The sequence below is a fragment of the uncultured Parasphingorhabdus sp. genome, from assembly GCF_963975735.1.
GTDB lineage: Bacteria > Pseudomonadota > Alphaproteobacteria > Sphingomonadales > Sphingomonadaceae > Parasphingorhabdus.
Genome location: NZ_CAXBIA010000007.1, coordinates 1 through 12,004, shown reverse-complemented (window position 1 = coordinate 12,004; position 12,004 = coordinate 1). Strand labels below are relative to the sequence as shown.

Below are 12,004 nucleotides of genomic sequence, written 5' to 3'. Positions count from 1 at the left end.
TCTGATTGGCAATCGAAGATTGCTCACCGACGCACAGCGAAGCCGAATGAGTCATAAGCCAGCAGCTCTTTCTTGAGCACGCCGCGTGTTTGTACGAACAGGCTTCGGTAGATTGTCTCATGGGATATCTGATTGGACACTTGGCCGGGATATTGTGTTTTGAGCCATCCTGCAATCTGCTGCGGCGACCAAAACCGCTTAAGCTTGAGGGCAACAGTCCGCCGTAACACCGGATTGCCAGCCAGCTTACACAACTTGAGGGGGTGCGCCCGGTTCCAAGCCGCCTTGTCAGATGCCGCCGCTCGATATCGAACTGCCCCGCCACCGCGTCTAACTTCACGGCTGATCGTTGATATCGAGCGCGGCAACTGCCGTACGATCGAGCGCAATGACACTCCGATCTGAAGGCCGCGAGATATCTCTTCTCGCTCCGCCAATGTCAGTGCCAGGCGGGATCGCTTACGTTCCAACGGACGAATGCCACCCGTCCGAGATTTCAACGGATGTATCGAGAACGAGTCTCTTTCAAAACTACGTTCGATACTGCTCATCGACTCCCCCCGCTGCCAGCGATGCCATATCTCTCGCTTTTGCACAGCACTGAAATAAATTCGCTTCCTCTGCTTCATATCCAACACTCCATCTTCTCTCAAAAGATGAAAGTGTTGCGTCGATCAGTTGAAATCACCGGCGCAAAACAGACATAATATCTAGTTCCTGATATTATCCGAAAGTGAGGCATTTCCTGCAGTGTTTTCTTCAAAATTTACCTCGACCATTAAAAATGTTTGTGCTCATCAGTGACCTAAACATACAATTACGATATCAACGTTACCTACGACGAGATTTATAAAGATGAAGTGGTAACTAAAAATGCCCTCACGCCCCAGAGCAGGAACAAAACCGGAAACGAAGTCCACAAAATCTAAGCCCGCCCGTAAGTCGCCCGCGCCGCGTAATCTTGTGATTATGCTGGATGGAACAGGCAATGAACTGGGGCGCAATCTTTCCAATGTCTTGAAGCTCTACCGCATCGCGCAGAAAAACGAACAGCAGCTGGTCTATTACAGCCCGGGTGTTGGTACAATTAGCCGGATCAGTCCGTGGCAGCGGTTCCGCCAGAAACTCGTCGGTGTTCTAGGTCTGGCCTTTGGCTTTGGGCTCGATGAAAATGTACTCGGCGCATACCGTTTCCTCGTTGAAAATTATCAAAATGGCGACCGAATCTATTTGTTCGGGTTCAGCCGGGGCGCCTGGACGGCAAGAGTTCTCGCTGGGTTTATTCATTTGATCGGGCTTCTGGAGCCTGAACAAATCAATATGAGTGACAGCGCGCTTGGAACTTACAAGAAAGCGGCGAATGACAACCAGCTTGATCTGGCATGGCACTTTGCCCGCGTGATTGGAGCACGCCGGGTTCCGATTGAGTTTATCGGTGTCTGGGACACTGTTGCCTCGGTTCTCGTGCCGCGACCTGACCGGTTCTGGATACCAAGCCTCGAAACATTGCCATATACACTTCAGAACCCCTCGGTGGCACGGTTCCGGCATGCACTGGCGATTGATGAACGTCGCCGCATGTTCCGCGTCGCAAAGTGGAATGATCCGCAGAAATTCGAACCAAATCCATTCAACAAGAGCATGACTAAAAATCAGGATATCAAGCAGGTCTGGTTTGCAGGCGTCCATTCCGATGTAGGCGGCGGTTATCCGGAGAAAGAAAGCGCCCTGTCCAAATATCCGCTTGTCTGGATGGCCGAAGAGGCCAAGAAAGCAGGACTCAAGATTAGCACCCAGATGCTCAATCATCTAGCTTACGGAAAACCGCGCAAAGGCAGCAAGCATCAATATGAACCGCCCTCACCGACCGGGATGCTTCACAGATCGCTGACGACCGGCTGGTGGGCGCTGGAAATCATTCCAAAGAATAAGAAATATCGGGAGTGGAAGCGCTGGTCGCTATTTTGGCACTACTTCCCTTGGGCGGAACCTCGGCGGATCGGAGAAGCAGAAATCCACCCCTCGGTTGATGAGCGGAAGAACGCATTACCTGATTATCGCCCCGTAAACGCGCCGTGACGGCTTAGCATACTAGCGCTTTCCTAAACAAAACCTACTCGGCAACTAGGCCGTATGCGCCCTCCCGATCTTGAAGAGTTGACCCTCGGACTTTTCGTTTTCCTGCTGGTTTTGCCAATGGCATATTGGTTTATGCGGGCGTTGTTTGCTTTGATACTGGGTTTGTAAAAAGGTATAAGTACCGGCGAATTGGAGTCGACCGATGAGATACAGCAGGCGACATTGCCCTGCCCCAATATTTAGAAGGAAATCATCTTTTTTGGAGATGTCGTATGTCGGTGGACCAAACTAGAGCATAGAGAATGGTCGATTGAAGAACTCGCCCACAAACAAAATTGCCGACCCACATTATTTGCTCGCCTGATCCGATTGAACTATCTTGCACCTGACATCGTGACGGCCATCCTCGACGGCACCCAGCCCACAACGTTAACGCGCAAAATTGTGCTCGAGTCGAATATTCCGACTGACTGGGCTATACAGCGCCAGCTGTTCGGGTTCTCGGCACCGGAAAGACGGATCGCCGCTCAACAGCTCTTTGGGCGGGGAATGTGGCCGACGGCCACAAAGTAGTTCGCAACCTTAAATAGAGCGAAACAGCAAGAAATGTTAGCTGTTTTGCTATGTTTTGAACGCCAATAATTTGCAATTCTGGTCGCCATAACTACGCGACCGGCCTCTGATAGGCTCTGCGTAACTCTCTACTCACCCCCCTAGTGAAGTTTCGCGGATTTGCTTTTTTTAGTCCCTCGCCGGTCTTTTTCGGAACGGGCCCAAGGTTTAAAATCCCCCCCCTTCCAAGTTACACTTATCCCTCACAGCTAAAACCATCAGAGGCGTTCTGTTCCAGCCGCAGCAATATGTTTTGAGGGCGCGCATGCTATTCGCATGCGCGCTGAACCTACCGACAAAACATGGGAAGCGTGCGTTTCAGAAGGGCCCCGACGCTTCGCGATATCGGAGACTACACGTCGGCGCCCTTCTCAACTGATAGAGCGTCTTACTATTTTGTAGATGATCACTGGTGAAGTCGGAGCTCAGGGCATAGAACGACCAACCCCTGTCACGATGACTAGGTTGGTTCGTTCCAAACACGATCGAGATGCTCACCGGAGCCAGCCGTCGCACGTGGACGCGCGCAATGCCGACACGGCTTGCGTGCTTGATAGCTGCTTACGAAACTGTGCCGTTCCGGAGATCCCCGCTCTATCTTTCGAACTCGGGCTTCCGCTTTGATCTCACCCCTTCTGGTAGCGGAAAACTAGGGCGCATCCCCAAAAGTTTTTAGCCAAACAAATGCGCCAATCGCGGCCCGTCAGCCGCAAAGCAAATTGGATGTTCAAACTTTGGAAATGATGGTGGACGACTTAGCTAAGAATATCTGTGCCAGGACAATCACAAGGCGTCTCCCGCCTGTTCGCGTAACTTTTCGCAGCGCTCAATTTCTTCTAGCCGATAAAGTACTCGGTTACCGACCTTTAGATATCCTGGGAGTTTGCGCTCATAGCGCCACCGCTCCAAGGTTCGTGGACTGACATGCCACCGATTGGACAGTTGATGTTGATTTAGAAACGGACTGGAAGGCCCTTTATTGACTGGCATACTCAAAGCTCCTCATTGGTTTGAGGAGATCTCCAGTAAACAGGCTCAAACTGGAGAGTCTATTGGACGGTCCAACTTTATTTTGTGAAGGCTAAGTAAGATTTTTTTATCGTGCTGGGTGAAACCCCTTCTTCCTTCGCAACCATTCGATATGCCTGCTCTTTGTTGGGATTCGTTCTAAGTCTCTCAGCCACCCGGCTAGCTCGCTTTTCAAGCGACCAGCCCTGTTTGTCTTGCGCTGCTTCACGTAACCCTGACAAATGTTTCTTGCCGTAGATTGCGAACTCATTCCAATATTCAGAAATTCTGAATTCGTTTATCAATTCGCCCATCAAAAGTGCGCGGTTTGCAGCTTCCCATGACCTTCCAGATTCTGCGCAGCGTTCCACTATTGTTGCGTAGGTACATATCTCCTTTAAATACCATCCTTCACTTACGCGGTATTGCAGCCACTGCTGTTTTCCGTTTTCATAGTATATTTGACCAGAATGCTCTGCTGCCCAGCGCGCTTCTGCTTCAGCTCTGAGTTCGTCAAGCCGAACGCGGCATAAATTGATAAGTTGAGAATTTCCATGCCATGGCGAGTTCAGTCGATCGCCTAAACTCTCGAACCATTCGCGCATGGGCTCCATATCGTCTGGGTTATCACCCTCGAACACTGTCTTGTCTTCAGATCTTGCGGTTAATCCCTCGCCCCTCTTAACGGTAACCTTTTTCATAGGATCACCATTGCACCACAAATTTTCTTATCGAAAATTTACTCACAGCCAACTCCATCGTTGTCACGGTCAAGATGCGAACCATAGCCGCGTTGACCTCTCCTCACCGGAGCAGCACCGGCAGCACGGGCAGCCGCACAATTTGGATAATAATCACTGCCGCTGGACTTGGCACGGACAGGTCCAGACGTAGCGCCATGACAGTGCCGCCCGCCGTTTTTACGGTCATTGTGACAACCATCCGCAGCTAAGCCTCCACCATGAGCTCCAGCCGGCAACGAAACACCGCCGAGCGGCAACAGCAGACCTAGAACCAAGATTCTCAAATTTAGCATCGTTGGCTTTTCCAGTATTTTTGCCATTTCAGTGCAAAGCCTCCTGTGATCATCGCACACGAGATGTCGCCAACCTTAGGCGAACTGCACCAAGCAGCTGTTCGGCTGCCCCCTGCCCCGCCTAACGATTGGCAAGACGATACCGGTCCCTTTATCTGAATGTGACCGTGGGGCCCAGCTCCGGTCGGCCGGCCAAGCAACTTAACTAGACCATCTCTTGCTTCAATGCCGGTTGCGGTGGGACAAGGGTGTCCGGTCCTACAGCTATTATCAATCTCGCGTGCAGCGATACCAGACAATCTGATTCTCGGTCCTTCAGCGCACCATATAGGACCGTCTCCGTCCCACACAGCAACTGGAGTGCAGTCGAAGGCCTGACCGGCCGGAACTACAGAACTCGCTAAAGCGAGGTACACGCTTATCATCATTATCCGGCCCTACCTTGTAGTCGGCGGCTGGTCAAAACGTTGCGGATAAACCCCGTACATTGCCAAATACGCACGTATTTATGCGAGACCCTCACTCGACGATTTCCATAGCGTCTGCATCAAAGGGCTTTGCGAGACTCACCGCGTCATCATAGCCTGCCGATAACCAGCCGCCATAATCGTCAGGCTTAAGAATTACGGGCATAGCTTTGGGATGAATAGGTTCCACCAAGCTATTCGGTTCGCAGGTCAAGAACGCCATGCGCGGACCAGTATGAGTTTCCCGCCATATCCCTGGGAACGAAAACAGTGGCTCATCTTTTAAACCAAACCAGACCTTCTTCTTACTGTCCTTCTCACCAGTCCATTCGCAAAACGCAGTGACAGGAACAAGGCAGCGTTGATCCGGATCGATCAGCATGTTCTTCCAGAAATTACTGGTGAGATTGCGGACATTGGTGATCGGACGCATTCCTTCTTTCCAGCCGGGCACACCCCATGTCATGTTTACCAGAGAGAGAGCCGGTCGCCGGTTGCCGTCAACACCGGGGCTTCTTGATCCGGATAAATCGCGTCGTAGGATGGAATATTAGACCGGCTGCCTTCAAACTCGCCGAACAGCTTCCATATCTCGTCAGCAATTGACGTCATCGGGTAGAGGGTAAACCGTCATATTGATATTGCCGAGCGCATTGCACTCTTTAGACAATTCCATCCTAGGTTCGATCAGAAGCAATATAACCAAGCGAGCGGGCCGGTCAGGACGGGGGGGATTGATCGGCCCGCTCGACGCACCATAAAGGTGCGGATAGCCCGAGGTTCTTAGTCGGGAGGGGCAGATGCCTGCGGGCTGGCAATGGGCTTTACTATTTTAATAAGATGCGCGCGATCCTACCGACGGCTCGGCTAATCCATGCCAACGGATAGGTGTACCTCGACCTTCCTTCAGTCATCGCCAAGAATTTTGCCATTAGACGTTCTTCTCGCCTTCGGTTCTGCAACCTCGTTGGAACTGGCGCGCTTCAGCACGCTCTCCGCGAAGGTCAAAGGACAGGCACATCATTCGATTGAATTCGGGGTGACAGTGACAGTGGCATTGCCAGGCTTTGAGGAGAGCATCTGTTAGCTACTTGTTCTTGTGAGCCTATCTGACCGTATGGCCCAGACAATACTTCGACTTAATCGACCCAGAAGGTGCTGCTGCATATCCTGATATTCGCCGCACCATTGACGGCAGTCGAAAGGAATCAAAAATGAAACACGAAAATATTTCCAATCCCTCGGAAGTGGGTGCCCAAGATCTTGTCCCATCGCGCTACGCATTGAGTATCGGCGATCTCGATGTCCTCATCGTCAGTGATGGCGTTCTGCCGATACCTACAGAAACCATGTCCACCAACGTGGGATCTGCTGCGCGTGAAGCCTGGTTTGACAAAATGTTCCTGGGTCCTGACATGTTCGATTGGGCGCTCAACGTCCTAGTTGTCCGTAGCGGCAAGCAAACTATTCTAGTCGATGCCGGACTTGGGGGCCAGTTCCCCGGTTTTCCGCGCGCAGGGCAGTTTCCTAAACGGCTTGACGCCGCTGGCATTCCGTTGGAATCGATTACCGACGTGGTTATTACCCATATGCACATGGATCACGTGGGCGGGTTACTGGTCGATGAGGTCAGGAACAGGCTGAAGCCCGATGTTCGGATCCATGTAACCTCCACAGAAGTTGAGTTCTGGAAGAATCCGGATTTCTCCCTGACGACAATGCCATCGCCGATCCCGGACGTACTCCGTTCTACCGCCGCGCAGTTCGCCGAGAAATATGGCGACAGAATACATAAGTTTGACGACATGCTCGAAGTGGCACCTGGGGTGACTGCGAAGATGACCGGCGGCCATACACCCGGTCACTGCGTCGTTCGGGTAGAATCCAACGGCGAGCGACTGATGTTCGCCGGCGACGCATTGTTCCCGGTCGGATTCGATCACCCGGACTGGCACAATGGTTTCGAACATGATCCGGAAGAATCTGTACGGGTTAGAATTGACCTGCTTAATGAGGTAGCTGAAACTGGCGAACTGCTGGTGGCCACTCACTTGCCTTTTCCCTCCTTAGGCCACGTCGCATCCGAAAACGGGGCCTTTCGTTGGGTAGCCTCGCCCTGGAACTACTGATCGCCAACCAATCCGACCAGGGCGCCTGCTGACAATCGCGTGAGCGGGCGCACCGCCCGGAAACTCCTGTGCAGAATGGCCCGATGGAATCTCAACCTACTGAACCACGACCATTACCTAATTTCTGAAAACAACCCATTTTAAAAGGTGAACTATGACTAATCTGAATGGAAAAGTTGCTGTAATCACTGGCGGCAACAGCGGCATAGGCCTCGCCAGCGCGAAACTTTTTGCCGAGCGAGGCGCTCAGGTGGTGATCACCGGGCGACGCCAGCAAGCGCTGGATGAAGCGGTGCAAGAAATTGGGCCGCTCGCTATCGCTATTCGTGGAGACGTAGCCGATCCCAAACATCATCGCAAAGTCGCTGATATAGTTCGCGACCGTTTTGGCGCTGTTGATATTTATATCGCCAATGCAGGCATCAACACGATCACCTCTTCGGCGGAGGTCTCAGAGGATGAGTTTGACGCCCAATTCGGAGTCAACGCACGTGGCACTTTCTTCGGCGTGCAGGCGATTAGTCCGGTGTTGTGCGACGGAGCTTCTATAATCCTTCTCGGTTCGCTCGCAAGTGACAAGGTTCTTGACGGCCACGCCGTCTATGCTGGAACCAAGGCGGCAATTGGCGCTTTTGCGCGAAGCTGGGCTCTCGAATTCAGCAAACGTAACATTCGCGTGAACATGTTGAGCCCAGGTCCGACCAAGACCGCAATACTCGAAAAGCTGGGCGTCCCACCCGACGAACGCGAAGCATTTTCCGAGACGATGGCAAGTGCCATTCCACTGGGCCGACTAGGCCAACCCACTGAACTTGCCCACGCTGCGCTCTTCCTAGCCACTGATTCAAGCAGTTTTGTCACCGGCATCAATCTGCGGGTCGATGGCGGTATGGCCCTGCTCTGATCGTATCGTATCCATCTATTCCAAAAGGAAACCCTGATGACTCCACTTCCAATCGATCCTGCGATCCATGATTTGATCCACAATGTCGTTCATGTCGGCAGTGCATATGACGTTGAAGGCATGGAAATGCTTTATACAGCCGACCAAATTTTTCTGATACTGGGCAGTGACGGCGCGGTGACACGCGTGCGCCGCGATGATTCAATTGCCGAATTCCGGTCTCGGCGAGAAGACGGAGAGGAACCTCTCTCGACCGAACATCGCGTACTCCATGTGGAGCAGCAAGGTAATCACGCTACCGCGATTCTCTATCGGCGGATGAGCCCCCATGCCCCGCCCGCGATGTATGAACTTCGGATGCGCAAAGATTCTGACGCCTGGTTGGTCGCCGGCGAAACGGTGACGCCTTGGCCAGGCGGCATCGACGGCAACTTCCTCCCCCCGCGTCGGAAACCGGCCTAACCCCGAATGAACCCGCCCGGTCAAAGCAGGGCGCTTTCATATTCTAATATTAAGAGAAAGGTAAATTTATGGACTATTGGAAACTCTCCCTAACGCTCAGTGCGACACTAGTGACAGCTATTGCAATGCCTGCGGCGGCCGAAACCTTTGACGGACCCTACGTCGGTGCCCAAGCAGGTTGGATCAAAAACAAAATCGGTACGCTCGAAACTAGTATTGGCAACCCGCAAGTCGATCATTCGCGGGACGCAGCGACGACGGGCATATTCGTTGGTTATAATGTGCGGCCGACGAGCAGCATCGTTCTATCAGCCGAAGCCGCGGTCGATTTCGGTATTGATGACGATGTGACAGGCTCGCAGAAGGATGCCACGGCGATGATCAATCCGGAATATGGATTCGATCTCGGAATTCGTGCAGGCTATTTGGTTACCCCCAATATCCTTGTCTACGGACGCGGCGGTTATGAAAATATCCGGGCCTCGATCGACTTCCGCGATATTAACGGGTCGCGTCATGACAAGGATAATTTTGATGGCTGGACCGTGGGGGGTGGCATCGAACGCGCGATCACCGATCATATTTCAGCGCGCGTCGAATATCGCTACAGCGATCTCGGCGGCAGCGGTTCCAAGTTCGAGCAACATAAGGTTCTCGCGGGGGTCGCCTGGCACTTTTGACCGAACTACCCGAATTTGAGGCTTGAAAGGGCGACAGCCAATGCCAAGGCAAGGGAGCAACCTCTTGCCTTGGCAAACGCGGACTGATATAGTCTACGTTATGGCACATCTTACTGTCAGCGTTGAATATGGTATGCATTGTTTGCTTAGCTTGCTCGATGCGGGCGATCATCCCCGGAGCGCCCGAGATCTGGCCCAGTTTCAGGGTATTTCACCAACTTACGTGGCAAAGATTTTCTCTAAACTCCAAAAGGCGGGCATAGTCGAAGCTGCTGAGGGCGTTCGCGGCGGATATCGCCTCGCCCGTCGGCCAGAGACAATAACTGTCTTGCAACTGGTCGACGCGATCGAAGGGCGAAAGCCACTTTTCGATTGCCAGGAGATACGCAGTCGCTGTGTGCTGTTTGAAGACCCGGCACCGGATTGGGCAACGCGCGGCGTATGTTCGATTCATACTATCATGCTCAAGGCCGAAAAAGCAATGCGGGACACGCTTGCGAGTGAAACGCTTGCCGATATTGGTGGGCGGGTTGAGCGCAAGGCACCGATTGGTTTCGGAAATGAAACAAAGACATGGTTCTCCAGGCGGATCGCTGAACGACGAACTGGAAATCCAGTATAGGCAAAGGAGGTCAGGTGATGAATAGCACTGGGACTGTAGAGGATTGCCCGGTAGTCTTCGTTGTTGATGACGACGAGGAAGTACGAACAGCAATTGGCGAATTAATGCTTTCGGTCGGAATCGAGGCAGTATGCTGTGCTACGACGCGCGAGCTATTGGACTCCCCACTGCTTGATCGTGTTGGGTGCATCGTCCTCGATGTTCGTATGCCGGGAGCCAGTGGCCTCGACCTCCAGCAACATCTTGCATCCGCTGGCATTTCCAAACCGATCGTGTTTCTGACCGGCCATGGTGATATTCCCATGTCGGTTCAGGCAATGAAGGCAGGTGCCATTGATTTTTTGACAAAGCCCGTTCGTGATCAAACGCTGCTGGATGCGGTCACGACTGGTATTGAACGCAATATCGCGGACCGGGCAGATGCGCGTGCAGTCCAGAAGCATCTTGAGCACTATCAGACGCTGACTCCGCGCGAAAGCCAGGTTATTCGCGAAGTCGCTATGGGCCGCCTCAACAAGCAGATCGCTTATGATCTTGGCATAACTGAAATCACCGTGAAGCTGCATCGCAGCAATGTGATGCGCAAGATGGAAGCCCGGTCGGTAGGCGAATTGATCCGTGCATGGGAACGGCTGCCTCTTGATATACGCGAACCGGTCGGCACCTAGTCTTTCGTATGGTTATAATGGCTTCCTCGTTGCGCGACATTGTCGATCCTGGCTCCAGAAGCCGCGTGAAAGAGGATTTTGCACTTTGCCTGAATTGCCGACTGTCGCGATTGTAGAGGATGATGAGGCTGTGCGCCAAGCTTTGGCAGACCTCATGATAGTTTCGGGGCTTCGCTGTCACCAGTTTGGTGATGCGGGTTCTTTTCTTTCAGCCCTGTTAAACCGCGATTTCGACTGTTTGGTGACCGACATCCGTATGCCGGGAATGAACGGGATCGATCTTATTCAACGCCTGCACGAAGAACGTGTTGATCTGCCCGTAATCGTCCTATCATCCGTTCTCGATTTATCGACACGTATGCATGCTATCTCGCTTGGGGTCCGTGCTTGGTTTTGCAAGCCGGTGACTGATGACCGGCTCCTTAGCGCTATCAATGCCGCGATCGGTGGCGGCCCCTCATCCAGGGGGAAGCCATGAATTCTGAACTTCTAGATACATTCGCGCAATATGAGTCCGGGATCGCCGAGATCGCATCCGAAAGCATTGTCGTTCTCGATGAAGCTGGAATAATACGCTATTGGAACCCAGTCGCGGAACGGTTGTTCGGATGGCCTGCGCTCGCGGTTCGTGGCCGCAATGTCGTGGAGTTGTCACTATCACCTGCCGACGAGAAGCGTTTCTGGTCGCAGATGCTGCAGGAAGGTTCGTGGCAGGGACGAATTTGTCGACAAACCCGTGATGGCAAAGTTATCAACGTGGATGCGCGGCGATATTTGTGGCGGGGCGCGGCGGGGCAGCCTAGCCATATCGTTGAGTTTTCCGGGCAGGCAGACGCAGGGGATGTATTGGCAAGTGGGGTCGGGCCCTTTCCGGACCATTCAATGGCTGCAAGCTGGGAAATCGACATTTCGTCGGCAACGTCGATATTGGAGAAAATTGCGGCAAGTAGCAGCTTTGCAGAAAAAGCGGAACTGGACGACCTCTATAACAGTCTCGTCGAGATGGCTCGGATCGTCGAGGTGAACGAACGTACTGCGAGACTTGTGGGGGGCAATCGAGGTAAAGCGCTCATGGTCGGTCAGTCGGTAGCGGCTTGCTGGCCGGTGGGAAGCCGCACGATACTCGCCGAGCTTATCGTTGAGGCGCTCGCGTCTTCTGATGGAAAGACCTGTTGTCGCCAACTTGCCTCGGACGGCATATTGCGGGATCCGCTAGTAACAGTATGGAGCGGAGAGAGGAGGCGACAAGGACACTTGTTCATTGCCGTGAGTGGTGCCGCAGATGTAAGCGAGAGCTGTAGGCCGCCTTGCGCGTTGTGCCATTGAAGGGTTGAAGG

General features: G+C 52.9%; 15 protein-coding genes. 9 read left to right on the top strand and 6 right to left on the bottom strand.

Annotation, left to right across the window (positions count from 1 at the left end):
* Positions 1-23: 23 nt before the first annotated feature.
* The gene (locus AACZ86_RS09520; RefSeq protein WP_339691793.1) at positions 24-551 is read right to left on the bottom strand and encodes a helix-turn-helix domain-containing protein; all 528 of its coding nucleotides are present in this window, start codon (positions 549-551) and stop codon (positions 24-26) included.
* A 322-nt stretch (positions 552-873) separates the two neighbouring features.
* Between AACZ86_RS09520 and AACZ86_RS09515 the strand changes: the two genes are divergently transcribed.
* Positions 874-2,079, top strand: a complete 1,206-nt coding sequence (locus tag AACZ86_RS09515; RefSeq protein ID WP_339691792.1) for a DUF2235 domain-containing protein — start codon at positions 874-876, stop codon at positions 2,077-2,079.
* Positions 2,080-3,758: 1,679 nt separating this feature from the next.
* On the opposite strand, the gene AACZ86_RS09510 is transcribed toward AACZ86_RS09515, so the two are convergent.
* The 5 genes from AACZ86_RS09510 to AACZ86_RS09490 form a co-directional block, all read right to left on the bottom strand.
* On the bottom strand, positions 3,759-4,400 hold the full coding sequence (locus tag AACZ86_RS09510) for a hypothetical protein (protein ID WP_339691789.1): 642 nt from the start codon (positions 4,398-4,400) through the stop codon (positions 3,759-3,761).
* A gap of 38 nt (positions 4,401-4,438) precedes the next feature.
* The gene (locus AACZ86_RS09505; protein WP_339692041.1) at positions 4,439-4,507 is read right to left on the bottom strand and encodes an excalibur calcium-binding domain-containing protein; all 69 of its coding nucleotides are present in this window, start codon (positions 4,505-4,507) and stop codon (positions 4,439-4,441) included.
* Positions 4,504-4,629: a hypothetical protein gene (locus tag AACZ86_RS09500; RefSeq protein ID WP_339692049.1), complete on the bottom strand. Its 126-nt coding sequence runs from the start codon at positions 4,627-4,629 to the stop codon at positions 4,504-4,506. Before AACZ86_RS09500 ends, AACZ86_RS09505 begins: the two co-directional genes overlap by 4 nt.
* 625 nt (positions 4,630-5,254) lie before the next feature.
* Positions 5,255-5,635, bottom strand: coding sequence for an SOS response-associated peptidase family protein (locus tag AACZ86_RS09495; RefSeq protein ID WP_339691787.1), 381 nt, complete (start codon positions 5,633-5,635; stop codon positions 5,255-5,257).
* Between the two features lie 35 nt (positions 5,636-5,670).
* Complete coding sequence (locus tag AACZ86_RS09490; protein WP_339691784.1) at positions 5,671-5,814, bottom strand: hypothetical protein; 144 nt, start codon at positions 5,812-5,814, stop codon at positions 5,671-5,673.
* Between the two features lie 602 nt (positions 5,815-6,416).
* Between AACZ86_RS09490 and AACZ86_RS09485 the strand changes: the two genes are divergently transcribed.
* The 8 genes from AACZ86_RS09485 (at position 6,417) to AACZ86_RS09450 (ending at position 11,993) form a co-directional block, all read left to right on the top strand.
* On the top strand, positions 6,417-7,331 hold the full coding sequence (locus tag AACZ86_RS09485) for an MBL fold metallo-hydrolase (RefSeq protein ID WP_339691782.1): 915 nt from the start codon (positions 6,417-6,419) through the stop codon (positions 7,329-7,331).
* A gap of 154 nt (positions 7,332-7,485) precedes the next feature.
* Entirely contained in the window at positions 7,486-8,235 is a 750-nt protein-coding gene (locus tag AACZ86_RS09480; protein ID WP_339691779.1) for a glucose 1-dehydrogenase, read from the top strand.
* A 36-nt stretch (positions 8,236-8,271) separates the two neighbouring features.
* Positions 8,272-8,697, top strand: a complete 426-nt coding sequence (locus tag AACZ86_RS09475) for a hypothetical protein (RefSeq protein WP_339691777.1) — start codon at positions 8,272-8,274, stop codon at positions 8,695-8,697.
* A gap of 110 nt (positions 8,698-8,807) precedes the next feature.
* Complete coding sequence (locus tag AACZ86_RS09470) at positions 8,808-9,377, top strand: porin family protein (protein WP_339691775.1); 570 nt, start codon at positions 8,808-8,810, stop codon at positions 9,375-9,377.
* A gap of 64 nt (positions 9,378-9,441) precedes the next feature.
* The gene (locus AACZ86_RS09465) at positions 9,442-9,999 is read left to right on the top strand and encodes an Rrf2 family transcriptional regulator (RefSeq protein ID WP_339691774.1); all 558 of its coding nucleotides are present in this window, start codon (positions 9,442-9,444) and stop codon (positions 9,997-9,999) included.
* A 17-nt stretch (positions 10,000-10,016) separates the two neighbouring features.
* Entirely contained in the window at positions 10,017-10,667 is a 651-nt protein-coding gene (locus tag AACZ86_RS09460; protein ID WP_339691773.1) for a response regulator transcription factor, read from the top strand.
* 85 nt (positions 10,668-10,752) lie between these two features.
* Positions 10,753-11,145, top strand: a complete 393-nt coding sequence (locus AACZ86_RS09455) for a response regulator (protein WP_339691771.1) — start codon at positions 10,753-10,755, stop codon at positions 11,143-11,145.
* Complete coding sequence (locus AACZ86_RS09450; RefSeq protein ID WP_339691767.1) at positions 11,142-11,993, top strand: PAS domain-containing protein; 852 nt, start codon at positions 11,142-11,144, stop codon at positions 11,991-11,993. The genes AACZ86_RS09455 and AACZ86_RS09450 overlap by 4 nt, the downstream gene beginning before the upstream one ends.
* Positions 11,994-12,004 lie beyond the last annotated feature (11 nt).

Coding starts and splice junctions, on each gene's coding strand:
- AACZ86_RS09520 (WP_339691793.1), bottom strand. CDS start 551: ATGAGCAGTATCGAACGTAGTTTTGAAAGAGACTCGTTCTCGATACAT.
- AACZ86_RS09515 (WP_339691792.1), top strand. CDS start 874: ATGCCCTCACGCCCCAGAGCAGGAACAAAACCGGAAACGAAGTCCACA.
- AACZ86_RS09510 (WP_339691789.1), bottom strand. CDS start 4,400: ATGAAAAAGGTTACCGTTAAGAGGGGCGAGGGATTAACCGCAAGATCT.
- AACZ86_RS09500 (WP_339692049.1), bottom strand. CDS start 4,629: ATGACCGTAAAAACGGCGGGCGGCACTGTCATGGCGCTACGTCTGGAC.
- AACZ86_RS09495 (WP_339691787.1), bottom strand. CDS start 5,635: ATGCGTCCGATCACCAATGTCCGCAATCTCACCAGTAATTTCTGGAAG.
- AACZ86_RS09490 (WP_339691784.1), bottom strand. CDS start 5,814: ATGACGTCAATTGCTGACGAGATATGGAAGCTGTTCGGCGAGTTTGAA.
- AACZ86_RS09485 (WP_339691782.1), top strand. CDS start 6,417: ATGAAACACGAAAATATTTCCAATCCCTCGGAAGTGGGTGCCCAAGAT.
- AACZ86_RS09480 (WP_339691779.1), top strand. CDS start 7,486: ATGACTAATCTGAATGGAAAAGTTGCTGTAATCACTGGCGGCAACAGC.
- AACZ86_RS09475 (WP_339691777.1), top strand. CDS start 8,272: ATGACTCCACTTCCAATCGATCCTGCGATCCATGATTTGATCCACAAT.
- AACZ86_RS09460 (WP_339691773.1), top strand. CDS start 10,017: ATGAATAGCACTGGGACTGTAGAGGATTGCCCGGTAGTCTTCGTTGTT.
- AACZ86_RS09450 (WP_339691767.1), top strand. CDS start 11,142: ATGAATTCTGAACTTCTAGATACATTCGCGCAATATGAGTCCGGGATC.